This is a genomic window from Actinophytocola sp. KF-1 (genome assembly GCF_054661535.1).
On record NZ_BAAFVK010000006.1, the window covers coordinates 87559 to 113568 of the forward strand.

Annotated in this window: 21 protein-coding genes; 9 read left to right on the plus strand and 12 right to left on the minus strand. The window is 70.2% G+C overall.

Going from position 1 to position 26010, the window contains the following annotated elements:
* Window positions 1-21: 21 nt before the first annotated feature.
* Entirely contained in the window at window positions 22-2682 is a 2661-nt protein-coding gene (locus tag ACYQ77_RS19145) for a PQQ-dependent sugar dehydrogenase (RefSeq protein ID WP_459713152.1), read from the minus strand.
* 236 nt (window positions 2683-2918) lie between these two features.
* Here ACYQ77_RS19145 and ACYQ77_RS19150 point away from each other — a divergent pair, with 236 nt between their 5' ends.
* Window positions 2919-4880: a DUF6541 family protein gene (locus ACYQ77_RS19150; RefSeq protein WP_459713154.1), complete on the plus strand. Its 1962-nt coding sequence runs from the start codon at window positions 2919-2921 to the stop codon at window positions 4878-4880.
* A 1-nt stretch (window position 4881) separates the two neighbouring features.
* On the opposite strand, the gene ACYQ77_RS19155 is transcribed toward ACYQ77_RS19150, so the two are convergent.
* Genes ACYQ77_RS19155 through ACYQ77_RS19170 form a run of 4 tightly spaced genes read right to left on the minus strand, consistent with a single transcriptional unit; the run spans window position 4882 to window position 8193 of the window.
* Window positions 4882-5769, minus strand: coding sequence for a glycosyltransferase family 2 protein (locus ACYQ77_RS19155; RefSeq protein WP_459713156.1), 888 nt, complete (start codon window positions 5767-5769; stop codon window positions 4882-4884).
* Entirely contained in the window at window positions 5766-6122 is a 357-nt protein-coding gene (locus ACYQ77_RS19160) for a DUF2304 domain-containing protein (RefSeq protein ID WP_459713159.1), read from the minus strand. Before ACYQ77_RS19160 ends, ACYQ77_RS19155 begins: the two co-directional genes overlap by 4 nt.
* Entirely contained in the window at window positions 6119-6877 is a 759-nt protein-coding gene (locus ACYQ77_RS19165; RefSeq protein WP_459713161.1) for a glycosyltransferase family 2 protein, read from the minus strand. The genes ACYQ77_RS19160 and ACYQ77_RS19165 overlap by 4 nt, the downstream gene beginning before the upstream one ends.
* Before the next feature lie 11 nt (window positions 6878-6888).
* Entirely contained in the window at window positions 6889-8193 is a 1305-nt protein-coding gene (locus tag ACYQ77_RS19170) for a hypothetical protein (RefSeq protein ID WP_459713163.1), read from the minus strand.
* Window positions 8194-8249: 56 nt separating this feature from the next.
* Between ACYQ77_RS19170 and lhgO the strand changes: the two genes are divergently transcribed.
* Together lhgO and ACYQ77_RS19180 are read left to right on the plus strand one after the other, a co-directional pair.
* On the plus strand, window positions 8250-9425 hold the full coding sequence (gene lhgO, locus ACYQ77_RS19175) for an L-2-hydroxyglutarate oxidase (protein WP_459713165.1): 1176 nt from the start codon (window positions 8250-8252) through the stop codon (window positions 9423-9425).
* A gap of 5 nt (window positions 9426-9430) precedes the next feature.
* Window positions 9431-11545: an acyltransferase family protein gene (locus ACYQ77_RS19180; RefSeq protein WP_459713166.1), complete on the plus strand. Its 2115-nt coding sequence runs from the start codon at window positions 9431-9433 to the stop codon at window positions 11543-11545.
* Here the strand turns inward: ACYQ77_RS19180 and ACYQ77_RS19185 are convergent.
* Window positions 11542-12411, minus strand: coding sequence for a DMT family transporter (locus tag ACYQ77_RS19185; protein WP_459713951.1), 870 nt, complete (start codon window positions 12409-12411; stop codon window positions 11542-11544). The two genes, ACYQ77_RS19180 and ACYQ77_RS19185, sit on opposite strands and share 4 nt — an antisense overlap.
* A 688-nt stretch (window positions 12412-13099) precedes the next feature.
* A complete protein-coding gene (gene serS / locus ACYQ77_RS19190; RefSeq protein WP_459713168.1) occupies window positions 13100-14359 on the minus strand; it encodes a serine--tRNA ligase in 1260 nt (419 codons plus the stop codon).
* 86 nt (window positions 14360-14445) lie between these two features.
* On the opposite strand from serS, the gene ACYQ77_RS19195 reads away from it, so the two are divergent.
* The 5 genes from ACYQ77_RS19195 (at window position 14446) to ACYQ77_RS19215 (ending at window position 19530) form a co-directional block, all read left to right on the plus strand.
* Window positions 14446-15414, plus strand: a complete 969-nt coding sequence (locus ACYQ77_RS19195; protein WP_459713170.1) for a septum formation family protein — start codon at window positions 14446-14448, stop codon at window positions 15412-15414.
* Window position 15415: 1 nt separating this feature from the next.
* Window positions 15416-15766 (plus strand): metallopeptidase family protein, encoded by a 351-nt coding sequence (locus ACYQ77_RS19200; protein ID WP_459713172.1) that lies wholly within the window; start codon window positions 15416-15418, stop codon window positions 15764-15766.
* Window positions 15767-15824: 58 nt separating this feature from the next.
* Entirely contained in the window at window positions 15825-16421 is a 597-nt protein-coding gene (locus ACYQ77_RS19205) for a MerR family transcriptional regulator (protein ID WP_459713174.1), read from the plus strand.
* Window positions 16418-18874, plus strand: a complete 2457-nt coding sequence (locus ACYQ77_RS19210) for a VIT domain-containing protein (RefSeq protein ID WP_459713176.1) — start codon at window positions 16418-16420, stop codon at window positions 18872-18874. The genes ACYQ77_RS19205 and ACYQ77_RS19210 overlap by 4 nt, the downstream gene beginning before the upstream one ends.
* 287 nt (window positions 18875-19161) lie before the next feature.
* Entirely contained in the window at window positions 19162-19530 is a 369-nt protein-coding gene (locus tag ACYQ77_RS19215) for a transposase family protein (RefSeq protein ID WP_459713953.1), read from the plus strand.
* On the opposite strand, the gene ACYQ77_RS19220 is transcribed toward ACYQ77_RS19215, so the two are convergent.
* Together ACYQ77_RS19220 and ACYQ77_RS19225 are read right to left on the minus strand one after the other, a co-directional pair.
* Window positions 19527-19664, minus strand: a complete 138-nt coding sequence (locus ACYQ77_RS19220) for a hypothetical protein (protein WP_459713177.1) — start codon at window positions 19662-19664, stop codon at window positions 19527-19529. The two genes, ACYQ77_RS19215 and ACYQ77_RS19220, sit on opposite strands and share 4 nt — an antisense overlap.
* A gap of 1792 nt (window positions 19665-21456) precedes the next feature.
* Window positions 21457-22428: an NAD(P)-dependent alcohol dehydrogenase gene (locus ACYQ77_RS19225; RefSeq protein WP_459713179.1), complete on the minus strand. Its 972-nt coding sequence runs from the start codon at window positions 22426-22428 to the stop codon at window positions 21457-21459.
* Window positions 22429-22524: 96 nt separating this feature from the next.
* Between ACYQ77_RS19225 and ACYQ77_RS19230 the strand changes: the two genes are divergently transcribed.
* A complete protein-coding gene (locus ACYQ77_RS19230; protein ID WP_459713180.1) occupies window positions 22525-23103 on the plus strand; it encodes a TetR/AcrR family transcriptional regulator in 579 nt (192 codons plus the stop codon).
* Window positions 23104-23106: 3 nt separating this feature from the next.
* On the opposite strand, the gene ACYQ77_RS19235 is transcribed toward ACYQ77_RS19230, so the two are convergent.
* The 3 genes from ACYQ77_RS19235 to ACYQ77_RS19245 all read right to left on the minus strand — a co-directional run bounded on the left by ACYQ77_RS19235 (window position 23107) and on the right by ACYQ77_RS19245 (window position 25976).
* Complete coding sequence (locus ACYQ77_RS19235) at window positions 23107-24285, minus strand: RtcB family protein (protein ID WP_459713182.1); 1179 nt, start codon at window positions 24283-24285, stop codon at window positions 23107-23109.
* 34 nt (window positions 24286-24319) lie between these two features.
* Entirely contained in the window at window positions 24320-25216 is an 897-nt protein-coding gene (locus ACYQ77_RS19240) for an AurF N-oxygenase family protein (protein WP_459713184.1), read from the minus strand.
* Window positions 25217-25283: 67 nt separating this feature from the next.
* Entirely contained in the window at window positions 25284-25976 is a 693-nt protein-coding gene (locus ACYQ77_RS19245) for a TetR family transcriptional regulator (RefSeq protein WP_459713186.1), read from the minus strand.
* Between the last annotated feature and the right edge of the window lie 34 nt (window positions 25977-26010).

Sequence of the window (26010 nt, forward strand, 5' to 3'; positions counted from 1 at the left end):
TCCCCTTCATCCCAGTGTTGGTCAGTACCGGCGGTCGGTTACCTGGCCGGTTGTGGAGTTCCAGAAGATGTAGCCGTGCTGGAAGTCGTTGCGACGTCCGCCGGTCACGGCGTACTCGTTGCTCTTCGGGTAGCCGAGGTAGGACTTCTCGTAGCCCAGCGCGGCGTACCTGGACCGGATCGCGCCCTTCACGGCGAACGCGCCCGTCGCGGCCGACCACAGGATCGTGCCGCGCTGGAAGTGGTTGTAGCGGCCCGTCTTGCTCGCGGTGTCGGCCTCGTCCGTGGTCGGGTAGCCGAGCGACGCCTCCGCGCCGAGTGCCCGGTACCGCGTGTGGATCGCGCCGACGACGGCGTGCGTGCCCGCTTGCGGGTGCCAGTAGATGCCCCGGTTCCCGCTGAACAGGTTGTACCGGCCGCCGTCCTTGCCCGCGGTCTCGTCCGTGGTCGGCAAGCCCATCACCAGGTGCCCGCCCGCGGCCAGGTACTTGGTCAGGATCGCGCCGTTGACGGCGTGGGCGCCGGTGGCCGGCGACCAGTACATGCGGCCCTTCGTGTAGGTCCGCCAGCGCACGCCCGCGTCACCCTGCTCCGGGCCGGTCGGGGTGCCGAGGATCGTCCTGATCGCCGCGTCGGTGTTGTACCGGCGGTCGATCGGCGAGAAGTAGATGACCTCGTACACCTGGTCCGCGTCGGGCAGCGTCACCTCGCGCACCCGCTCGGTCCGGCCCTCGGCCCACTGGCTGAAGGTGGCGAAGCCGTCCTGCGCGACCTCGGGCGCGATGATCGTCAACGGGGTGCCGACGGTGAACAGGCCGGAGCTGGTGTGCTCCTCGTCGATGGTGAAGTCGGCGGCCGCGGTGCTGCGCAGCGTCACGCGCCGCTGCTTCGGGTGCACGGTGAACGTCTGCTCGGTCGACGCGCCCTTCGCGTCGGTGGCGACGGCGGTGACCTCGAGCCTGCTGTCGCCGGGATGTCCCTCGAACTCCAGGCTGAAGTCCGGCCCTTCCTGGCGGGCGCCCGGGTGCTGGTGGCACTCGGCGGGCGAGGAGCAGTGCACGATCTGGATCGCCCACGTGAGGGTCAGCGCCCCGTCCTCGGGGTCGGTCGCCGAGCCCTGCGCCTGGACGACGTCGCCGACGGCGAACGTCCGCGCCGGGTCCGGCGCCCGCACCGTGAGCACCGGGGCGTGGTTGCCCGGGTACACGGTCCTGGTGGCGGCGCCGGTCTTGCTGCCGTCGCTGGCGGTGAGCGTCACCTCGAAGCTCTCCCCGGCCGCGTACGTGTGGCTGACGCGTTCGCCGGTGCCGGTCTGCCCGTCGCCGAACGCCCACGTGTAGGTGAGCGGGTCGCCGTTGGGGTCGGCGGACCTGGACGCGTCGAAGGCGACCGTGCGGGTGTCCGCGTCGACGGTCGCGGTGATCTCCGGTTCCGGTGCCACGTTGCCCGGCGAGTACACGAGCCTGCGCAGCTTCCCGGAGTGGATGTCGGCGTAGACGATGTCGCCGCCGGTGGGCACGGTCGCGAACTTGACCGGCGCGCCGATCTCGACGCCGAGCCCGCCGGTCTCGGCGGCCCTCGTGACGACACCCTTCTCGTCGAACTTCAGCGACCACAGCAGACGGTCGGAGTAGTCGCCGAAGAAGTACGCACCCCGGTACTGCTCCGGATAGGACTGTCCGGTGTAGACGACGCCGCCGGTGACGCTCGCGTTGATGCCGTACGGCGAGGTGCTGTGCCGGTAGGCGTGCATGGGCATGGCCGTGGTGACGCCCGCGCACTCGGGGTAGGAGCTCAGCCCGGTCCGGACCCCGCCCTCCCAGCACGGCCAGCCGTAGTTGTTGCCCGACTTGATGAAGTCGATCTCCTCGTAGGTGCCGTTGCCGACGTCGCCGACCACCGGCTGCCCGGAGACCGGGTCGAGGGAGATCCGGAACGGGCTGCGGAACCCGCTCGCGTAGATCTGGCTGCGGACACCGCCCGGGTTGGCGGGGTTGTAGTACGGGTTGGCCGGCACGCCGGTGCCGTCCGGGTTGACGTGCAGGACCTTGCCGTGCGGGTCGTCGAGGTTCTGCGCGCGCAGGCCGAGCGGTGAACCGATCTTGGCGCTGTCGCCGATGGTCACCCACAGGGTGCCGTCGGCCGCCGCGACCAGGCCGGAGATGCCGTGGATCGTGGCGTCGGCGAAGGTCTCGACCACGATCTGCTCGCCGGTCAGCGCGGTCGGCGCGCCCGCCTGGTCGGTGGTGGCGGTCCAGCGGCTGACCCGCAGCACGCCGTTCGCACCGGTGCCGGTGCCGGTCTTGTGGACGGCGCGTGCCGTGTAGACGGTCCTGCTCGTCGCGTAGTCGGGTGCGATGGCGAGGCCCGCGAGGCCGAGGTCGCCGGTGCCGTTGGTCGGGAGCATCGCGATCTGGCGCGGTGCGCCCGAGCGGGGCACGTGCATGACCTTGCCGTACTTGCCCGCGACCATGATGCTCTCGTCCGGCAGGTACGCGAAGTCGGTGAGCCCGTCGCCGAGGCCGCCCGCGGAGATGCCCGCGAGGCCGGTCGCGATGTCGCGGAGCACGAAGTCCTTCGGCAGGGTGGCCGCCGCGGCGGGGGTCGCGGGAAGCACAGCGAGCGTGGCCGCGACCGTCGCGAGGACAGACAGCAAGGTGACACGGCGCAGCGACTTCGCCATGGACGCCCCCCATACGTGCATCGACCAGGAGGCCGATTTCATCCATTCGTGCCCCCTATCGCCGCAACGCGTTACGGCGTTTCACCCAAACGTGATCCGTATGCAAAAGTGCGGGAAAGTTTCCTGCGAACCGTTGAGGTCCGTCGCACGTCCTGGGGGCGACGGGGTGGCGCCTTCCTAGAATCGGCGGCGCCCGAGGGCTGGATCCCCAGCGAGGAAATCGAGGTCGCACCGCGATGAACTGGTTCGAAGCCGTGCCACATGCCCTGGTCACGGTCGCGTGGTTGCTGTTGCCCGGTGCGGCGATCAGCTACCTGACGGGGCTGCGCGGCATCGCCGCGTGGGCGATCGCACCCGTCACCAGCATCGCGTTGATCGCCGGCACCGCCATCCTGGCCGAGATGATCGGCGTCGACTGGTCGCTCGGCATTGTGCTCGTCGTGTGCGCGGTGGCGATCGCCGTGGTGGCCGCGATCGCGATCCCGTTGCGCGGGCGGCGGATCTTCGCCGTCGACGCGGACCCCCGGCCCGTCACGGTCGCCGGTTTCGCGGGGCTGGTGCCCGCGCTCGCGCTCGGCGCGGTCACGGTCGTCCGTGCGATCCGCACCCCGGACACGCTGTCACAGACCTATGACGCGCTGTTCCACTACAACGCGCTCGCCTACATCCTCGACTCCCACAAGGCGTCGTCGTTGACGCTCGCCACGTTCGGCAACCCGGACGTGCCCGGCGTGTTCTACCCGGGCGCGTGGCACGACCTCGGCTCGCTGCTCGTCATGACGACCGGCACGACCATCCCCGTGGCCGCCAACCTCGTCAGCGTCGTGGCCGCGCTCGTGCTGTGGCCGCTGTCGTGCCTGCTGTTCGTCCGCCAGCTCTTCGGGCGCAACACCGCGGCACTCGCCATCACGGGCGTGCTGAGCATGGGCTTCGCCGCGTTCCCGTGGGACCTGCTCGGGTTCGGCGTCCTGTGGCCGAACCTCCTCGGCATGGCGCTGGCGCCTGCGGTGCTCGCGCTCGTCTTCACCATCACCGGCTGGACGAAGGACGACGCCATCGGCCGCGGTCGCGCGTGGCTCACGCTGCCGGTGGTGCTCGTCGCGACCGGGCTGACGCACCCCAACGTGCTGTTCTCCGTCGGCGTCCTGTCGCTCATCCCGATCGCGGCCGCCATCGGCGCGCGCGGCCTGCGGCTGCACAGGGACGGCCGCACCTGGCGCGGTGTCGCCGAGTTCGCCGCGTTCGTGCTGGTGTTCGCGGTCGCCTGGTACTGGGCGGCCACCACCCCCGCGTTCGCCGACGTGCGCCAGACCTACTGGCCGCCGTTCGAGACCCCCGCCAACGCGGTCGGCGACGTGGCGTTGAACGCCACCAACAAGCGCGACGCGCTGTGGGTCCTGTCCGCGGTCGTCATCGCGGGGATCGTCGCCGCGCGGCGGTACCGGGTGCTGTGGCTGGTCGTCGCCGGCCACGCGGCCACCACGTTCCTCTACGTGCTCGCCGCGTCCATCAACCGGCCGGACACCAGGATGTTCACCGGTTTCTGGTACAACGACTCGCACCGCCTCGCCGCCATGGTGCCGATCACCGCGGTCCCGCTCGCGGTCGGCGGCATCCTGTTGCTGGCGGCCAAGGTCAGCGAGTCGCCGACCCGTCTCAGCAGGGTGCCCAGCACCTACGCGGCGATCGGGCTGACCGTGCTGCTGCTGGTCGTGACCACCGGCCTCTACCCCGCCGACCGGCAGAAGCGGGTCGCCGCGGGCTACGCCGTGTCGGACGTCAGCAAGCTCGTGACCGCGGACATGGAGCGCTTCTACCTGCGCGTCAAGAACGAGATCCCCGAGGACGCGGTGGTCGCGGGCAACCCGTTCAACGGCAGCGCGATGCTGTGGGCGCTGGCCGACCGCGAGGTGCTCTTCCCGCACTTCCGCAGCGAGCACAGCAGGGAGCAGCGGATCATCGCCGGGCACCTGAACGAGGTCACCACCGAGCCCGTGGTGTGCGAGGCGGTGCGGCACCTGCACGCGGACTACCTGCTGGTCGGCGCGGCCAAGTTCCGCACGTACGACGGGTACTGGAACTACTACCGCGGCCTCGCCGACCCCGGCTCGGCGCCCGGCTTCGAGCTGGTCGACAGCGACGGCACCAACAAGCTGTACCGCGTCACCGCGTGCGGCGAGGGCGGCAGGAACGGCTGAGTCAGCGGCCGAAGGCGTGCCGCACCAGCGGCCGGACCCCGTTCCGCGCCCGCAGCGCCTGCGGCAGGTTGGTCAGCGCGAAGATCCGCGACGACAGGTGCAGCCGCGCCACCCGCGCGGCGCGGTGCCAGCCGTGCGCGGCCATCTGCCCGGCCACGTCCACGAAGAACTCGCCCGCCTCGGTGAACCGCGACCCGTCGAACGCGGTCGAGGACGACTCGCTCGCGTCGTGCCTGCGGTATTCGAAGCACACGGTCCGGTCCGCGACGAGCCGTTCGCCACGCACCACCAGCTCCATCAGCAGCGCCAGGTCCTGGATGACCCGCAGGTCGGGCCGGAACCGCAGCTCCTTGAGCGCCGAGGAGCGCCAGCAGATCGCCGGGAAGTACAGCCAGTCGCCACGCAGCAGGCTGACCGCCAGCTCCTCGCCCGCGAGCGTCAGGCGGCGGTCGAACCTCGGCTTGTAGAGGATGCGCTTGGCCTCGTCGACCAGCGTCTTCGTCTCGTTGCCCGCGCTGTCGATCACCCGCACCCCCGGCTGGATGATGCCCGCGTCCGGGTGGTCGAGGTGCACGCCACGCACGACACCGACGTAGTTCGGCAGCATGAGGTCGTCGCAGCCGATCAGCACGGCCAGCTCGTGCTCGACCAGCTCGAGGCAGCGGTTGAAGTTGCCGGTCAGGCCGAGGTTCCGCGGGTTGCGCAGGTACCGCACCCGGTCGTCGGACAGCCCGGCGAACCACGCCGTCACGGCCGGGTCGTCGTCCGGGTTGTCGTCCACGACGGTCAGCCGCCAGCGCGGGTCGTCCTGCGCGAGCACGCTCTCCACCGACGCGCGCATCATCGCGGCGTCGCCGTAGAAGGGCATCATGATGTCGACGGTGCTCACGTCTGCTCGCGTTCCTCCCGCAGCTGCTCGACCTCCAGGCGCAGGATCGCCTGGTCCTCGGCGAGTTTGCGGGTCTCGTTCTCCAACCGGGACACCTCCCAGGACAGGTGCAGCACCACGCCCACCAGGAACAGGATGCCCACGAAGAACAGGAGGTTGGTGGGCACCGCGACGCCGAGCGCCCGCGCGAGCCAGATCGCGAGCCCGGGGACGGCGGTGAACACCAGCAGGAACACACCGACGACGAGCCACAGCACGGCGTACTTCTCGCCGAGCTGACGCCTGCGCAGCAGCTCCACGATGCCTGCCAGCACCAGCAGGCTGCCGACCAGCGCGACCAGGTACGTGCTCACGGGACACCTCCTTGCCGCGCGGGTTCCGGCGCGTCGGCCGTCTCCCACCTGCGGATCAGCGCGAGCAGCAGGGCGAACCCGGCGCGGAAGAGATAGATCATGGACTTGACCGGGCGGTGGCTCGGGTTGCCGCCGCGCCGGGGGCGCATCCGCGCGGGCACCTGCGTGACCCGGCAGCCCGCCCGCAACGCGATCACCAAAGACTCGACCGTGTCCCCCAGGTACTCCACGGGGTAGTGCTCGGCGAACACCGCCAGCGCGCGGCCACCGGACGCCTTGAACCCGGACGTGACGTCGGTGAGCCGGGTCTTCGCGAGCCGCGACAGCACCTTCGACAGCACGACCATGGCCCACTTGCGCGGCCCGCGCACCCGGTACTCGTCGTCGGGTGTGGAGAAGCGGGCGCCGATCACCACGTCCGCCTCGGCCAGCTTCTCCAGCAGCAGCGGCACCTCGGCCGGGTCGTGCTGGCCGTCGGCGTCGACCTGCACGGCCGCGGAGTGCCCGTGGCGGACCGCGTAGCGGAAACCGGCGCGCATCGCGCCACCCACGCCGAGGTTGAACGGCAGCTCCAGCACGAGCGCCCCGGCCTGGCGGGCGACGTCGGCGGTGCGGTCCGTCGAGCCGTCGCTCACCACCAGAACGGGCAGGTCAGGGGTGGCGGCACGGATCTCCCGGACCGTGTCGCCCACCGTCTGCTGCTCGTTCCACGCGGGAACGATGATGATGGGCAGGCCAGGTCTGTCCGTGGACACGGGCGACTACGTTAGCCGGTCACGACGGTGGCACCGGCGGGGGCAGGATCGGCTTTTCCGCGCCGCAACGAGGTGGAAACCGCGCGGACCATCACGGCCACGACGACGGCCGCACTCACCAGCTGTGCGATCACCCCGGCCCGGATCGGGTCCCCGGGCAGGGCGAGCAGGCCGGCCAGCACCACGGTCCCGGCGAGCCACGCGGCGGTGACCGACTTGTGCGCGCCGAGTGCGATCAGCCCCGGCTGCAGGACCAGCGCGGTCATCATGCCGACGGTGCTCACGCCGAGCAGCCCGACGACCACGCCGGACAGCCGGACCTCCGCGCCGAACAGCACCTGCACGGCCCACGGCCCGATCGTGAACGAGGCCAGGACGGCGGGCAGGCCGATCGCGAGCACCGCGAGGACGATGAGCCGCAGCCTGGCGCGCACGGTCGCGAAGTCCGCGGCGGCCGCCGCCCGCGTCAGCGACGGCAGCAGCATCGCCTGCACGGGCGCGAACAGGAACAACGGGATGCGTGCCAGCACGAACGCCGACGCGAACGCGGCCGCGGCGGCCGCGTGCCCGGTCATCCGGGACGTGACGACGACCGGCCCGATGTTCATCACGACCAGCATCAGCAGCGTGCCGCCGACCAGCAGCGCCACCGACCGCGCCATCCCGCCGACGGTGACGGGCGGGGCCGGGGTCACCTCGGCGGGCAGCACCGGCTTCGGCCGCAGCCAGAGCAGGCCGACGACCGCGCCGAGCACCTGCCCGGCCGCGAAGACCAGCGCGAACGTGGTGGCGTCCGGCGTCGCCAGCCACGCGATCAGCACGCACGGGACGATCCGCGCCAGGCCCTCCCCCGCCAGCGTCGCCGAGTAGCCGGTGAACCGCTGCAGCCCGCCGAGCAGTCCCCGCACCACGTACACCGCGGCCGCCGCGAACCCGCTCACCACCACCGCGGCGAACAGCCCCCACCGGCCGCCGAACGCCTTGTCGGTCAGCACCGGCGACACCGCGCCGAGCACCACGAGCAGCGCCACCAGCAACCCGCAGGCCAGCAGCCACGCGTGCCGTGCGACCGTGCCCGGCCCCCGGCCCGCCGCGGCCTCGGCGCTCACCGAGCGGCTCGTCTCCTGCTCGAGCGCGGTGAACACGCCCGACCCGACGATGTTGACCATGAGGTAGAGGCTGGCGAGCGCGGCCGCGTCCGCCGGGGGCAGCGTGTGCCCGGCCAGCGCCACGAACACGTACCCGGCGGCGCCGACCAGCAGGAGGCCGCCACCCATGTCGATGGCGGGACCGAACCGCTTGCGCACGTCGAGCACACGACCACGGTAGAGAACACGCCCCGCACCCTCCGCATCACCTACGCTTCACCCCCGTGCGACATGTGGTGGTGGTCGGCGGCGGCATCCTCGGCCTGGCGACCGCGCGGGAGCTGACCTCGCGTGGCGACCGGGTGACCGTCCTCGAGAAGGAGGACCACTGGGCGGGCCACCAGACCGGGCACAACTCGAACGTCGTCCACGCCGGCCTCTACTACGCACCCGGCTCGTTCAAGGCGCGGATGTCGGTGGCCGGGAACCGGTCCATCGTCGCGTTCGCCCGCGAGCAGGGCGTGCCCGTCGAGGTGTGCGGCAAGCTCGTGGTCGCCACCCGCGAGGAGGAGCTGCCCGGCCTGCACGCGCTGGCGGCGCGCGCCGAGGCGAACGGCGTGCCTGCGAAGCTCATCGAGCCCGCCGAGGCGCATGAACTGGAACCCGAGGTGGCGTGCCTCGCCGCGCTCCGCGTGGCGAGCACGGGCATCATCGACTTCCCCGCCGTGTGCGCCGCCTTGGTCCGGCTGCTCACGGATGCGGGCGCTGACCTGCGGCTTTCCACCCCCGCACTGGGCATCCGGCCGGGCCGGGCCGGCGGGGTGGAGATCGCGACCGGCACCGAGGTGCTGCGCGCGGACGCGCTGGTGAACTGCGCGGGCCTGCACGCCGACCGGGTCGCGAGGCTGGCGGGGCTGAACCCCGACGTGCGGATCGTGCCGTTCCGCGGCGAGTACTTCACGCTGCGGCCGGAGGCGGCGCACCTGGTCCGCGGCCTGATCTACCCGGTGCCCGACCCGACGCTGCCGTTCCTGGGCGTGCACCTGACCCGGATGCTGGACGGCAGCGTCCACGCCGGGCCCAACGCGGTGCTCGCGCTGCGCAGGGAGGGGTACCGCTGGCGGGACGTGTCCGTGGCCGACCTCGCCGAGGTGGCGCGGTTCCCCGGCATCTGGAAGCTGGCCCGCCGGTACCCGCGCACGGCGGTCGCGGAGGTCGCCCGCTCGCTCTCCCGCCGCCGGTTCGCGACGAGCCTCGCCCGGCTGGTGCCCGCGGTCGGCAGGGAGGACCTGGTGCGGGCGGGTGCCGGTGTCCGTGCACAGGCGTTGCTGCCGGACGGCACACTGGTGCAGGACTTCGTCATCGAGTCCGCCGCGCACCAGGTGCACGTGCTGAACGCCCCGTCCCCTGGTGCGACCTGCGCGCTCGAGATCGCGAAACACGTCGCCGACCAGGTCTGAGGGGTATGGGCACCGTCACAGAACACCGTCGGGCGGACGGCGCGCCCGCGCGCGGTCCCGCGTCCGCACGGCCGGGGTTCCGCCCGGACATCCAGGCGCTCCGGGCCGTCGCCGTGCTCGCGGTGGTGCTCAACCACCTGTCGGCCGACTGGCTGACCGGCGGTTACGTCGGTGTCGACGTCTTCTTCGTGATCTCCGGGTTCCTGATCAGCTCCCACCTGGACAAGGAGATCAGCGGCACGGGCCGGGTGCGGCTCGGCCGCTTCTACGCCCGCCGCATCCGCCGCCTGCTGCCCGCCGCGCTGCTGGTGCTGGGGTTGTCGGTGGCGGCGGCGTACTTCCTGCTGCCGTACCCGCGCTGGGAGGCGACCGCGCACGAGGCCGCCGCGAGCGCCATGTACTGGGAGAACTGGCTGCTGGCGGCGAAGTCCGTCGACTACTCGGCGGCCAACGCGCAGGCGAGCCTGGTGCAGCACTACTGGTCGCTGTCGGTGGAGGAGCAGTTCTACCTGGTCTGGCCGGTGTTGCTGCTGGTGCTGTTCCTGGTCCGGCGCCGGCGTGCGCAGGTCGTCGGTATCGCCGTGGTCGGCGCCGCGGCGCTGGCGTTCAGCGTGTACTACACGGACGCGTCCCCGAACGAGGCGTACTTCGTGACGCCGGGCCGGGCCTGGGAGTTCGCGGCGGGCGCGCTGGTCGCGTTGCTGGCGCACCGGCTCGTGCTGCCGAAGGTGGCGGCGGGGCTCACGTCGTTCGCGGGTTTCGCCATGATCGTGGCGTCGGCGGTGCTGTACGACCACCACACCCCGTTCCCCGGCTACCACGCGCTGCTGCCCGTGGCGGGCACCGCGCTGGTGATCATGTCGGGGCTGCGTCCCGGCAGGCAGTGGCACTCCCCGGTGACGGGTTCGTGGCCGGTCCAACTGGTCGGCAACATCAGCTACTCGCTGTACCTGTGGCACTGGCCGCTGATCCTGCTGGCCCCGTTCGTCCTGGGCGACGTGCTGGACGCGGGCGAGATGACCACGCCGTGGCTGCTGGCGGTGCTGGCGGTGTCGCTGGTCCTGTCGTACCTGTCGAAGGTGCTGGTGGAGGACCGCGGCCTGGCGTTCGGCCCGCTGGCCCGCAGCACGAAGCTGACGTTCGCGGCCATGGTCGCCGGCGTGGCGGTGGTGGCGGTGGCCGCCCACCTGCTCAACGGCGCCTACGACCGCGAGGTGACGGCGGCCCAGCGCAAGGCGGAGGTGGTGGAGGAGACCCCGTGCCACGGCGCCCCGGCGCTGGCGGGTGGCGTGAAGTGCGAGGACCGCTTCGGCCCGGCGGCGGTCGTCGACATGGGCCCGGCGAACCAGTACTACAACAAGCCGCCGGAGTGCCGGTCCACGGACAAGTACATGGTCGGCGACAAGCGAACCACGTCGGTCTGCGATTTCAGCCGGGGCAGGGCCAAGGCCCCCAGGGTCTGGCTGGTCGGTGACTCGCACGCCCAGCAGTGGCAGGGTCCGCTGTTCGACCTGGCGAAGGAGAACGGCTGGGTCCTGAAACTCTCCCTGCTGGGCGGCTGCCCGTTCGCGCGGATCGAGTTCGAGGGCTACCGGACCGTGGCCTCGGAGGGCAGCAAGAAGGCCTGCATGAACTGGACCGCGAAGATCGCGGACGTCGTGCGGGACGATCGTCCGAAGATGGTCTTCACGTCGTTCTTCGCCCGCGAGGAGTTCGCGAACGACGGCAGCGACCGGTCCCAGACGGAGCAGTACCGCGAGGGCCTGGAGCCGTACTGGCGGAAGTGGACAGACGTGGGGGCGCGGGTCTTCGTGCTCGCGGACCCGCCGCTGAACGGCAAGGTCCGGAACCGCGACTGCGTGGTCCTGAACCCCGACGAGCCGCTGGCGTGCGCCGTCGAGAGGAAGGTGGCGCACCCCAGGGACCCGCTGACCGAGGTGGCGAGGAAGACCCGCGTCCGCAACGTCGAGCTGATCGATCTGAGCAACTACTTCTGCGACAAGACCCGCTGCTACGCGGTGGTGGGCAACGTGGCCGTGTACTTCGACAGCGACCACATGAACCTGGAGTTCAGCCGCAGCCTGAAACCCATGATCGCGAAGGCCATCGGCCTCCGCTAACCGCGACTCCCCACCACCAGCGCCAGCCCGATCAACAGGGCCCCGGCAACCCCGGCAAGGTGAAGCTGCTCCCCGTGCAGGCCGACGGCGAGCACGGTGGCGGTGAGCGGCTCGAGCATGGTGGCAAGCGCGGCGGCGGTGGGATGCGTGTGCCGCAGGCCGACGAAGTAGGCGCCATACGCGAGAGCGGTGGGCACGACCCCGAGAAAGAGAACAAGCCCGACGACGTCACCCGCAAAGGACAACCCCATACCGGCAACAAGGGCGAACGGCGTCAACAACACCCCGCCGAGCAACAACCCAACGCAGGTCACCACGTGCTGCCCCACCACAGCCCGAGCGGTGACCAGCGTCAGCAAAGCAAACCCAGCGCCTGCCAGGAGGGAAGCGACCACCCCATAAAACGTCCGCCACCCGTCCAGGTCACCGGTCCCCCCGGACAACAACCCCAGCCCGACCACGGAGGCGAGAATGGCGATCCCGGTCCGAGGAGAAGGCCACCGCCGCTCACGCAACGCGGTCCCCAGGGCGACGAACAGCGGAACACACCCGATAGTGATCAAAGTGGACAAGCTGACAGAAATCTGCGCGACAGCGACCTGATAAGCAGCCTGAAACTCGGCCAGCAAAATGCCGGAAACGGCAAGCCGCCACACAACAGCCCGCCCCCGCAGATAACGCAACTGCCCCATGCAGGCGACGACCACGGTCGCCACACCCCCACCGACAAGCAGGCGGTAGGCGGCAACAGAAACGGGCCCGACCTCACCCGCCTTCTGCAGCAAGGCACCGGCAAGTCCACCAGTACCCCACAGAACCCCGGCAACAAGAACCAACGCCCCGGAAATACGCACAGGACGACCCACAAATGTGAACAAGAAAAACCGCTCCCGCGATCGAAGTCAAAGGAAACCTCGCATACGCGGATGTAAGCCGGGCAGCACCAAATAGACGCCGCGGCATCAGCTCACAGCGTCACAGCCTTCCAGCACACACCCGCTCAGAAGCGGGGCGGCGGAGTAACAAGAAACAACCGGTGCACGCCCGCAGGCTACGTCCCCCCAGCACCCCGAGGCCACCCGATACCCCCAGCGGGAGGGTGCCACCGCTCCGGGCCGCCGGCTCCGCCAACTGCCCGGCACCCGACCCCACCTCCGACAACGAGGCTCACCGATCCGGCTGCCCCGGTCCCACCGAACGACAGCCCGGCGCTCCCGCACCGCACCGCAGAGGCAGCCACCCAACCTCAAGGCGTCCCCACCTGGCGACGCGATTCCGCAACCAGCGTCGCGGCCTCTCCTCGAGCCTCCTCACCCAGCTCGCCGGTCCCATCCGCCCACGTCAGCCACCTGGCACTCCCGCACCACAACCGCGGAGCCGGCCACCCAACCTCAAGGCGTCCCCACCCAGCGACGCGATTCCGCAACCAGCGTCGTGGCCTCTCCAGCTCGCCGGTCCCATCCGCCCAGGTCAGCCCCGTCCTGGCGCTCCTCGGCTCGGGTAGCGACCGTCATCGGACCGTCCCCGGCGGGCACCACCCATCCAGGTGGCCCGTCACGCAGGGGTGAGCACGTCGCGCCCCAGGAAGGGGCGCAGCGCCTCCGGGACACGCACCGAGCCGTCGGCCTGCTGGTGGTTCTCCAGCATCGCCACGATCCATCGCGTGGTGGCGAGCGTGCCGTTCAGCGTGGCCGCCACCTGCGGGCGGCCGTTCTCGTCGCGGTAGCGGATCGCCAGCCTGCGGGCCTGGAACGTCGTGCAGTTCGACGTGGAGGTCAGCTCGCGGTAACGGCCTTGCGTCGGCACCCACGCCTCGCAGTCGAACTTCCTCGCCGCGCTCGTGCCGAGGTCACCGCCCGCCACGTCGATCACGCGGTACGGGACCTCGATCTTCGCGAGCATCTCCTCCTCCCACGCCAGCAACCGCGCGTGTTCGGCCTCCGCCTCCTCCGGGCGGCAGTAGACGAACATCTCGACCTTGTCGAACTGGTGCACGCGGATGATGCCGCGCGTGTCCTTGCCGTACGTGCCCGCTTCTCGGCGGAAGCACGACGACCAGCCCGCGTACCGCTTCGGGCCGTTCGACAGGTCGAGGATCTCGTCGGAGTGGTAGCCCGCCAGCGGCACCTCCGACGTCCCCACCAGGTACAGGTCGTCGTCCGCCAGGCGGTACACCTCGCTCGCGTGCGCGCCGAGGAAGCCCGTACCGGCCATGATCTCCGGGCGCACGAGCACGGGCGGGATCATCAGCGTGAACCCGTTCGCGGTCGCCTGGGCCGCGGCCAGGTTCAGCAGCGCCAGCTGCAGCTGCGCGCCGACACCGGTCAGGAAGTAGAACCGCGAACCGGACACCTTCGCGCCGCGCTCGACGTCCAGCGCGCCCAGCCGCACCCCGAGGTCGAGGTGGTCGGCGGGCTCGAAGTCGAACTCGGGTGGCGTGCCGACCTCCCTGACCACCACGTAGTCGTCCTCGCCGCCGGCCGGGGCGGCCGGGTGCACCACGTTCGGCACCGCCATGTGCAGCTTGGCGAGCTCCTCCTCAGCCGTGGCCTGCGCCGCCTCCGCCGCACGCACGTCCGCCGCCAGCTGCTTGCCCTTGGCGAGAAGTGCGTCACGTTCCTCACCGCGCGCACGGCCGACCTGCTTGCCCAGCTGCTTCTGCTCGGCACGCAGCGTGTCGGCGGCGGCTACCGCGCTCCGGCGCCGTTCGTCCGCGGACAGCAACGCATCGACCACCGCCTCGTCCTCGCCTCGGGCGCGCTGGGACGCGCGCACCGCCTCCGGATCCTCACGCAACGTCCTCAGGTCGATCACGGCCCGGAGCGTATCCGCCGACCTGTTTCCACCCGCAAGTCGATTCGACCCCTACCACGGTGCGTGACGCTGGCATCATGGACGCGATGTCTGCACGCGTCGGGTTGTCGAGCTCCCGGAGGAGCACGCTCAAAACACGGTTGGTGATGGCGGGCGCCTTCGTCGGGGCGCTGGCCGTGCTCAGCATGAGCATGCTGTTCTCGTGGCCGGTGTCGGTGAAGAGCTCGGCGGACACGGTCGCGGAAGAGGCGGCCGCCGCGTTCGACTCGCCCAGTGGCACCTGCCTGGACTGGCCGAACGACGCCCCGCAGAACATGCGCCGGGTCCCGTGCTCGAAGCCACACACCTTCGAGGTGACCGAGAACGTCGACATCGGCAAGGACTACCCCGCGAGCGCGCCACCACCGAACGACGAGGGCTGGCAGCAGGTCGTGACGGAGAAGTGCACCGCGGTGGGTACCAAGTACCTCGGCGGCAAGCTCGACCCGTACGGCAAGTACACGGTGGGCGCGCTGAAGCCCAACGCCGACCAGTGGCGCAACGGTGACCGCAAGCTGCGCTGCGGCCTGCAGCGCGTGACGCCGTCCGGCAAGCGCCTGCTGCCCACCACGGGGAGCGCCAAGAACCAGGACCAGTCGAACGTGCACGACCCGGGAACGTGCTTCGCCCTGGTGAACAAGAAGGAGGTCGGCGACCCGGTCGACTGCTCGACCGAGCACTCCTACGAGGTCGTCGGCAGCATCGACCTGTCGAAGACGTTCCCGGGCGCGTACCCGTCCGAGGCGCAGCAGCTCCAGAAGACCGTGGACCTCTGCCCGCCGGTGGCGGCGAAGTACACGGGCGACAAGGACCTGGCGGCCCTTGGGCTCTCGCTGTACTCGGACACGCTGAAGGCCGAGAGCTGGGCCGCGGGCTCGCGGAAGGTCGACTGCAAGGTCGGCGCGCTCGAGCCGAACCAGACACTCCGCCCGGTGCGCGGGAGCGTGAAGGCCCAGCCCCTGAACTCCTCGACACCGAACACCCCGGCGTCGAGCACCCCGAAGTCGGGCGGCTGACATGGCGTTCGCCATGACCCGCCTGCGGTTCGAGGAGCTGGTCGGCGACGCGCTCGACCTGATCCCGGACGAGCTCGCACGGGCCATGGACAACGTGGTGATCCTCGTCGAGGACCGCAATCCCGAGAACCCGACGCTGCTCGGGCTCTACCACGGTGTCGCGCTGACGGAACGCACGTCGCAGTACGGCGGCGTGCTGCCGGACACGATCACCATCTATCGCGACGCGATCCTCGACATCTGCCGGGACGAGCAGGACGTGGTCGAGGAAGTCGCGATCACGGTCGTTCACGAGATTGCCCACCATTTCGGTATCGACGACGCCCGTCTGCACGAGCTCGGCTGGGGTTGACGGAAGTTTGTGACACTGACAGCTTGACACTGTCATCGAACACTGTCAACATTGCGGCATGAGCGACGAGCTGTACACCCTCGAGCAGCTTTCGGAACGTGTCGCCGACCTGCTGGCCGAGGACTACGACGGGCAGCAGAGCGGGCGGGTCCGGGAGCTGCCGAACGGGCGCACCATCCGGTGGTACACGACCATCGGGCTCGTCGACCGTCCGCTGGCGACACGCGGGCGGGTCGCGCTGTACGGGGAGCGGCACGCGATGCAGCTGGCCGCCATCAAGAAACTGCAGGCACAAGGCCTGGCACTGGCCGAGATCCAGGAGAAGCTGCTCGGCGTCTCGGACGCCGAGCTCGCCGAGCTGGCCAAGGTCAAACCCCACGTGACGATGGACATCGTGTACCCGCCGCGGGAGGTGGCGGTGGAAATGGGACGCCTGCTGCGGCGGGTCGAGGCCGGCGAGCCCGACACTGTCACCTCGAACACTGTCATGAACGTAGTGCCCGCCTTCCGCGTCGGTGACAGTGTCACCGTGCTGCTCGACGGCGCCACCAGAAACCTCGGCGAAGCCGACGTCGCGGAGCTGACCGCGGCCGCCGCGCCGCTGCTCGACGCGATCGAACGCCTCGGCCTGACCCCACGAAAGGAACGTCGATGAGCACCGACATCGAGTTGATCGACCAGGCGGAGGTGACCGCCCGGCCGACCGACGACGACGGGCTCGGCTGCCTGCGCACCAAGCACGGCAACCTGCCGCTGGAGTCGATCGACGTCCGCGCCAGGATCACCGGTCTCGCGTCGCACACGGAGCTGACCCAGGGCTTCCACAACGCGTACGACGAGCCGCTCGAGGCCACCTACGTCTTCCCGCTGCCGCCGCGCGCCGCCGTCACGGCGATGCGCATGGAGGCCGACGGCCGGGTGGTCGAGGGTGTGCTGAAGGAACGCGGCGAGGCACGCGCCACCTACGACCAGGCCATCCAGGAGGGCAAGCGCGCGTCCATCGCCGAGGAGGAGCGACCGGGCGTGTTCACCATGCGCGTCGGCAACGTCATGCCGGGCGAGCGGGTGACCGTGCACCTGACGCTGGCGGGGGCGCTGGCCTACGAGGACGGGGAGGCGACGTACCGGTTCCCGCTGGTCGTGGCGCCGAAGTACATCCCGGGCCGGCCGGTCGACGGCGAGCAGGTGGGCGACGGCACCGCCCTCGACACCGATCAGGTGCCGGACGCGTCCCGCATCTCGCCGCCGGTGCTGCTACCCGGCTTCCCGAACCCGGTCGACCTATCACTGTCGGTGGACGTCGACACGGCGGGTCTCCCGCTGGCCGCCGTGCGCTCCAGCCTGCACGCGACCAGGACCGACGACACCGACAGCGGCATGCGGATCAGCCTCAACCCGGGCGAACGCGCCGACCGCGACTTCCTGCTGCGCTTGAAGATCGGCGACGAGTCGGCGATCAGCACCGCGCTCACCGTCCTCCCGGACGAGGACGAGCAGGCGGGCACGTTCGCGCTGACCGTCCTGCCCCCGACCGGTGCACCGGCGAAGCGCGGCCGCGACGTCGTGCTGGTGCTGGACCGCTCGGGCTCGATGGGCGGCTGGAAGATGGTCGCCGCCCGCCGTGCGGCGGGGAGGATCATCGACACGCTGGGCGGCGACGACCGGTTCGCCGTGATGGGCTTCGACTACCAGATCGACACGCCACCCGGCCTGCCGGACAGCCTGGTCGAGGCGAGCGACCGCAACCGCTTCCGCGCGGTGGAGTTCCTCGCGACGCTGGATGCCCGCGGCGGGACGGAGATGCTGTCGCCGCTGCGCCGCGCCGCCGACCTGCTGCGCGAGGAGACCGAACGGGAACGCGTCCTGGTGCTGGTCACGGACGGTCAGATCGGCAACGAGGACCAGATCCTGTACGAGCTGTCGCCGAAGCTGGCGGGCGTGCGCGTGCACACCGTGGGCATCGACCGCTCGGTGAACGAGGGCTTCCTGCAGCGCCTGGCGGGCACGCGGGGCCGCTGCGAGCTGGTGGAGTCGGAGGACCGCCTCGACGAGGCCATGCACAACATCCACCGCAGGATCGGCACGCCGCTGGTGACGGAGCTCCAGGTCACGGGTGACGGCCTGACGCTGGACAGGACGACGCTCGCGCCCACTCCGCTCCCGGACGTCTTCCCGGGCGCACCGGTGGTCGTGATGGGCCGCTACACGGGCTCGCCGCAGGGTGCGGTGACGGTCACCGGCCAGCCAAGCCTGAAAACGAGACTCACGGCGACGCGCAGCGACAACCCGGCGTTAGCGAACCTGTGGGCCCGGGCGATCATCCGCGACCTGGAGGACAAGTACGTCACCGGGCAGACGTCGTTGGAAGAACGCATCGTCGAGACCTCGTTGAAGTTCGGCGTGCTGTCCCGGTTCACGGCGTTCGTGGCGGTGGACCAGCGCGTGGTGAACGAGGGCGGCACCACCCGCCAGGTGACACAGCCGGTGGATCACCCGAGCGGTTGGGAAAGCCCATGGGCGAGCACAGCGCCGGCGGCCGCGGCGGCACCGGCGAGCATGCCGACGTTCGGCGCGGTCGCACGCTTCAGCGCAGCCGAAGCAACACGTGGCGCGTCGGCCTTCGACAGCGGCCACGACCTGCAGGGCGGCTACGGCGGTCCTCCCCCGCCGGCACCAGGCAGCTTCCCACCACCGCCGCCGGCAGCAGGCGTCCCACCCCGCCCGGGTCTGCCGGGGATCGGCCTGCCACGCAAGCGCGGCAAGCGCGCGGCAACACCGCCTCCCGCCCCGGGCAACGTCGTCACACTGACAACGTTCGTGCAGGACGAGCTGACGCGACTCCTCCAGCACGAAGGCCAGGACGTGTGGTTACGAGCGGGCCTGCTGACCGCGCTGTCCGAGCGCATCCGCGTCCAGCTGGCGGTGTGGCAGCAGAACAACGAACCCCTGGATGCACGCACCACACTGGGCACCCTGTCAACAGAACTGGCCACACCAACAGCTGACCCGTCCGAAGTAGACCACCGCTGGCACAAGACGATCGCCACCCTGCGATCCCTGACCACCAGCGGCGCCCCCCGCACCCGCCGCCCGTTCTGGAAACGCTGACAACAAGGAGACCAGGCAAGCCAGCAATCTGAAAACGCTGACAGCAAGGAGTCCAGCAAGCCCCAGCGGTCCGGAAACGCTGACAGCAAGAAGACCAGCAAGACCCGGCAGTGCGGGTGCGGCTCCCAGGCCGCACCCGCACACCAGCCCGCAGGACACAAACACCCATTCGCGCGCCGCGACCGCCGGCTCTGCCAAACAAGCGGCTCTAGCGCGCTTTCGATGGTGCCGTCGTCGTGGCCCTCTGCCGGAGCGGCCAGCGGGCGGCATGATCGTTCGTGGCTGAGATGGCGACGCTGGTCGGCGTGGTGTTCTCGGGGCTATCGGCGCTGTCGGTCGGGGACGTCGAGGATGCCGGCGATGTGATCGTGGTGCGGGCATCGACCAGGGGCACTCAGGTGGCGTGTCCTGTCTGTGGGACGCCGACAGACCGGGTTCATGCCTTCCACAAGCGGGTGCCTGCGGATGTGCCGGTCGATGGACGGTGGGTGCTGGTGAGGTTGCGGTACATCGGATGCGTTGCGCTGTCGAACGAGTACGCGCACCAGACCTTCCGAGAGCAAGTACCGAGCTTGTTGAGCGGTAGCAGCGGCGGGACCGTCCGGCTGCGCGAGCAGGTTCACAGTGTCGTGCGCGAGCTGGCGGGCAGGGCTTAGGCCCGGTTGCTGCCGGCGATGGGGATCGCGGTCGGGCGGGACACCGCTGCGCGGTCCTGCTGGGAAACCCCTTGCCGGGTCGTGAGGTGCCGCGGGTGCTGGGAATCGACGATCTCGCCCTGCTGAGAGGTCATGACTACGCGACTGTGTTGATTGATACCGACACCGGCGCCCGGATAGACGTGTTGTCTGGGCGCGGTGCCGAAGGTGCTGGCCGGGTGGCTGCGGGCGCATCCACGAGCCGAAGTTATGTGAAGGGACGGCTCGGCCGCGTACGCGCAGTCGGTGCGTGACGGACTGCCGAAGGCGGTCCAGGTCGCCGGCCGATGGCATCTCCGGCACGGTCTGTGTGACGCCGTGGTAAGGAAGTGGCCCGCCCACAGTGCATGCTGGCCACGGTCGCGCGACTGCGCGAGGGAAAGCTCGCCGAAATCACCCCTCAGCGGTGGCAGCAGATCCATGCTCTGCTCGACGCTGGAGTCGGGCTGCTGGACTGCTCACGCCGCCTCGGCCTGGCAATGAACACCGTCAAGCGATACGCCCGCGCGGCCACACCGCAACACGTTCAGCGGGTTCCCAAGTACCGCACCTGCAGAGTCGGCCCACATCGGGGCCACCTCCGCCTGCCGTGAACAGAAACCGGGCGTGGGGGCTACCGCGCTACTAGCCGAGATCCACTCGCCTACTACTGCCCCGGCCGGAGAACCTCACCGAACGGCAACGCCAACAACTCCAAGCCCTGACCGCGGCCGCCCCGCGATGACGGCGCTGGCAGACCCCGTGCGTTCTTTCGCCGCCTTGCTCGCTCCTCACAAGGACAACCCAACCTGTTGGCGGAATGGACCACCGCCACACGCAAAGCGGACCTACTTTCCGTCAGAGGCCTCGACCAGGACAGCGACGCCGCCACCGCAGCGATCACCCTCCTCCGCCACCACATCCTCCTTGGACAACACCACCACCGAAAAGTGGTGCCGTTGTGGCCCTCCGCCGGAGCGGGTCGGCGGACTGTCACGATCCTGTGCCGCTGAGATGGCGACGCTGGTCGTTGTGGTGTTCTCGGGCCTTTCGGCGCTGTCGATTGAGGGCGTGGAGGACACCGCGATGCAGTCGTGGTGTGGACGTCGACCAAGGGCGGTGCGGTGGCGTGCCCGATGCGTTCCCCACACCGGACATCATGTCGGTCATCAGGCGCACTTCCATGATCGGGAGTTACACGGATCGTCGTTCGGTCCTCCACAGCCACTCCTGGCGTTTGCGGTGCATGGGCTGGCCTCGCTCAAGAACCGCGTCACCAGCCGAGGCGGTAGTGCTCGAGGGTGGTGATGATGCGGATGAGGTTGAGGAGTTCGGCGGGTCGTCCGCGGTAGCCGGTGGCGAGGATTTTCCAGTCCTTCCAGTGAGCGACAGCGCGCTCGACCGCGACCCGCAGGCTGACGATGCTGCGGTTCCGGACCTGGGTGGCCGGGTCATGCTCGGCGTGACCGGGCCACCTTCAGGCGCGGCCGGACCACCGTGGTGCCTGATAGCCCAGGTCACTGCGGTGGGTGCGAGCGAGACGCTGGTCGACCCGATCGCGCCGATGGTGGCCCGGTCGTGGGTGCGCCCCCGAAACTGGTTCGGCCGCGGCCAGGAGTTGACCGCTCAGGTCGGACAGGACCTGACGTTCAGCCCCTCGGTGTGGCAGTCCGCCAGCATCGTCTGGACAGGTTCGACCGCACCGCCACCAGCGTCCGCACAACCCCGACGCCGGCGGGCGCCGCCCCCGCCCCGGGCAGGGACCTGGTGAAGCCACGCGACCACTTCGTCCGTCTCTTGGTCGATGCGAAGCATCGGCGGGTGCACCCAGCCCACAGGGCAACCGGTGCGTGCGGGTGCCGTCGGCGGTTGGCGTCTGCGTGGCTGGGTGGATGTCCAGGGGCCAGATCAGTGTGGTTGTACCTCGATGACGATCTTGCCCAGTACTCCGCCCGCTTCGAGGGTGTGGTGGGCTTCCGCGATCTTGGCGAGCGGGAACACCGTGTGCACGACCGGGCGGATGGCGCCGGACTCGGTGAGGCGGGTCAGGTCCGTGAACAGGTCGGTGCGTGGGTTGCCGCTGAAGAAGTGGATTTTGCGGCGGGCGAAGACCGACGCTGCGAACAGGTAGGACAGGGAAGCGACGACGTGGTCGAGGTCGAAGGCGATCGCGACCATGCGGCCCGAGCGGGTCAACAGGTTGCGGTAGACCGGGAACTCCGTGCCTACCGTGTCCAGCACTACGTCGAAACGGCCCAGCGTTTCGGGGCGCGCGGTGCGGTAGTCGAGCACCTCGTCCGCGCCCAGGGCGAGGACCGCGTCGCGGTGTCGTGCGCTCGCCAGTGCGGTGACGTGTGCGCCGTAGGCATGGCCCAGCTGCACGGCGACACTGCCGACACCACCCGCACCGCCGCGTACCAGGAGGCGTTCGCCGCGTTGGAGTTTTGCCTTGTCGCGTAGTGCGATGATCGCGGTCGCGCCTACCGCGGGCAGGGCGGCGGCCTGCACCAGGTCGAGGTTCTTCGGCGCCGGTGCGATGTGGCTTGTGGGTACCGCCACGAACTCGGCTGTGCTGCCGAACCTCCTCGGCAGCGCGCCCCACACCCGGTCGCCGGGGCCGTACTCCGCGACCCCTTCGCCGGTTTCGGCGATCTCGCCTGCGAAGTCGATGCCGACGCGTTTCGGGAAGCCGCGGCCCAGCACACCGGTTGCCAGGCGGATCTTGCCTGCGCGGCCGTGCAGTTCGCCGCCGTTCACGTTTGACGCACGGACTTGGACCAGCACCTCGCCCGGGGCGGGGGCGGGTTTCGGGAGCCTGCCCTCGTAGAGCACGTCCGGGGGTCCGTACCTGTCGTACAGGGCAGCACGCATCTCGTTCATGTCCGCGTCAACGGCGCAACCGGACGGGGGACTCCACTTGTGGCTAATGTGAGAAACATGTCCGGTGGATCGTCTCGGTTGCGGGCCGACGCTCGGGTGAACCGTGATCGGATCCTCGACGCGGCGCGTGCGGCGTTCGCCGCGCGGGGGCTCGACGTGCCCATGGCCGCGATCGCTCGGCGGGCCGGTGTCGGGGTGGCGACCCTCTACCGGCGGTTCCCGACTCGGGCGGCGCTGATCACCGCGGTCTTCAGCGACCAGCTCACGCACTGCCTGTCCGTGGTCGACGACGCGCTCGCCGACCCCGACCCGTGGCGCGGGTTCTGTTCCGCGATCGAGCGGGTGTGCGCGATGCAGGTGACCGACCGTGGGTTCAGCGCCGCGTTCCTGACCGCCTTCCCCGGCGCGGTGGACTTCGAGCACCTGCGGGACCGCGCCGAGGAGCGGTTCGCCGAGGTGGTGCGGCGGGCCAAGGCCTCCGGCGACCTGCGTGCCGACTTCGACCGCACCGATCTCGCCCTCGTCCTCCACGCCAACGCGGGTGTCACGGGCGACTCCCCCGCGGCTGCCATGGCCGCGTCCCGTCGACTGGTCGCCTACCTGCTGCAGGCGTTCCGGGCGGGCGGCGGCACCCCGCTGCCACCGCCCGCTCCGCTCGCACTGCGCCCCGGCTGAGGCTCAGCCCTTCACGCAGACGACCTGCTTCAGCTTCGCGACGATCTCGACGAGGTCTTCCTGGTTGCGGAGCACCTCGTCGATGTCCTTGTACGCGGCCGGGATCTCGTCCACGACGCCGGTGTCCTTGCGGCACTCGACGCCCGCCGTCTGCGCCGCCAGGTCCTCGGCCGTGAACTGCTTCCGCGCCTTGTTCCTGGACATCTTCCGGCCCGCACCGTGCGACGCCGACTCGAACGAGTCCGGGTTGCCGAGGCCGCGGACGATGTACGAACCCGTGCCCATCGAACCCGGGATGATGCCCATGTCACCGCGGCCGGCGCGGATCGCGCCCTTCCGCGTCACCAGCACCTCCTCGCCGAAGTGGGTCTCCTCGGCGACGTAGTTGTGGTGCGCGGAGATCGGCTCGTCGAAGCGGACCTGCGGGAACTGCGTGCGCAGCACGTCGCAGATCAACCTGAGCATGACCGCACGGTTGCGGCGCGCGTAGTCCTGCGCCCAGAACAGGTCGTGCCGGTACGCCTTCATCTCCGGGGTGTTCGCGAGGAACACCGCCAGGTCCGGGTCCGGCAGCGACGCGTTGTGCGCGAGGCCCCGCGCGACCTCGATGTGGTGCTGCGCCAGCAGGTTCCCGATGCCGCGGCTGCCCGAGTGCAGCATCACCCACACGTCGCCGCGGGTGTCGAGGCAGATCTCGATGAAGTGGTTGCCGCCACCGAGCGTGCCCATCTGGTGCAGCGCCTTCGCCGAGTTCGCCTTCACCTCCGGCGTGAGGTCGTCGAAGGCACGCCAGAAAGCGGACCAGTCGGACGCGTCCCGCTCGTCGAACGCGGTCGCGCGGTGCTGGCCGAAGCCCACCGGCACGGCACGCTCCAGCTCGGAACGCAGGCGCCGCAGGTCGTCCGGCAGGTCGGCCGCCCGCAGGGACGTGTGGATCGCGGTCATGCCGCAGCCGATGTCCACGCCCACCGCGGCCGGGGACACGGCATCGCGCATCGCGATCACCGAGCCGACCGTGGCGCCCTTCCCGTAGTGCACGTCCGGCATGACGGCGACGTGCTTGAAGGTCCACGGCAGCGCGGCGATGTTCTGGAGCTGTCGCATCGCCTGTTCCTCGACCGTCTCCGGCCGGGTCCACATGCGAATGTCGACGTGCTTCCCTGGAATCGTCGTTGCTGCCATGAATTCCAGGGTAGGCGCCGGAACCAGCGAATTTTCAGATCAGGTGCGCGCGTTTCCAGATGGCCTTGGACGGCCCGCCGATCATGCCGACCTCGTCCAGGAACGCCACGATCTTCTCCGCCATCCACCGCCGGGACTCGTGGTGGTGCGGGTTGGCCAGCGCCACCTGCCGCGCCTCGCGCGGGTCGAGACCGACCGCCGCGTACGCGCGCGGGTGCACCAGGATGTCCATCACGGTGGCCGCGACGACCGCCGTGACCAGGCGGTGCACCTCGAGCGCCGGGCGCGAGAGCTTCGTCAGGCCGCGCACGAGCTCCTCCCGCGCGTACCGGACGTGCCGGGCCTCCTCGACCACGTGGATCCGGTTGATCATGCGGATCATCGGCTGGATCCGGTCGTCGTCGAGCATGGACCGCTGCAGCCGGTCGGTCGTCTCCTCGACGACCAGCACGGACGCGAACATGGCGGGTCCGCCGATGACCGCGCCGAACACCTTCGCGGGCACCCGCACCACGCGCGGCGGGCCGTACGCGGGCAGGCCGAGCCGGGCGATGCCCTTGCCGAACATGATCGCGTGCCGGGTCTCGTCGCCGATCTCGGTGAGCGCGTAGTGGGTGTGCGGGCTGCGCGGGTCGAGGTCGGCCGCGTACCGCGCGAGCAGCTGCATCAGCACGATCTCGGTCCACAGCCCGACGCTGGTGATGCTGCCGATCTCGTGTTTCGACAGTTCCAGCCGCTGCTCCGGCGTGAGGCGGTCCCACAGGTGGGTGCCGTACAGCGACACCCGTTCCTCCGGCATGAACCCGAGACCGTCGACCAGTGGCGCGTCCCAGTCGACGTCCACGTCGGGGTCGTAGGAGTTGCGCATGGACGAGTCGAGCAGCCGCTCCGCTGTGACGTCCCGGTCCTTGGGTTGCAGCACTCGCGCCATCGCGATCCTCCCGACAAGTACGTGTTACTTCCCGTAACAGTCAGGCTGGACCGCGCGGCGACCCCTGTCAAGCGTCCGGGCGCGTCAGCTCACCGACGAGTTGCACGATCTCCCTGGTCACCGGCCGCAACAGCCGCAGCCGGGACAGCCCGATGACGCGGTCGAGCAGCGGCACCGTGCGGTCGACGAGCATCCGGGTGCGGCGGCGGTCCGGCGAGCGGTCGTGCACCCAGAACAGCACGACGCCCATCTCGTACAGCCAGAGCAGTTCCGGCAGTTCGGGCCGCAGTTCCGGGTCGACCTTCGCCGTCGAACCCTCCAGCACGCGCCGGAACAACGCGATCTGGGCGTCCCGCGCCGGGCTCGACTCGGTGGAGAACGGGCTCAGCGGGCTCGACGGGTCGGCCGCGTTGACGAAGAACTGCCTGCCGAACTCGTGGTAGGGCGCGGCAACCGAAAGCCACGCCATCAAGACGGCCCGCAAACGTTTGGCGAAGTCCTTCTCGCTGGTCAGGACGTCGGCGCAGGCCTCTTCGTGCAGGGCGGTGATCCGGTCGTAGAAGCCCTGGACCAGCTGTTCCTTCGACGAGAAGTAGTAGTACGCGTTGCCGACCGACACCCCCGCCTCCTTGGCGATGGCGCGCATGGTCGTCTTGTCGTAGCCGTTCTCCTGGAACAACCGCAACGCCGTCTCGACGATCAGGGTGCGTGTCGCCTCGCTCTTGGGTGTCCTGACCACCGCCTCCGGAGAATCCGCCACCCGTTCACCGTATCCCCGTGACCACGTTCACGTG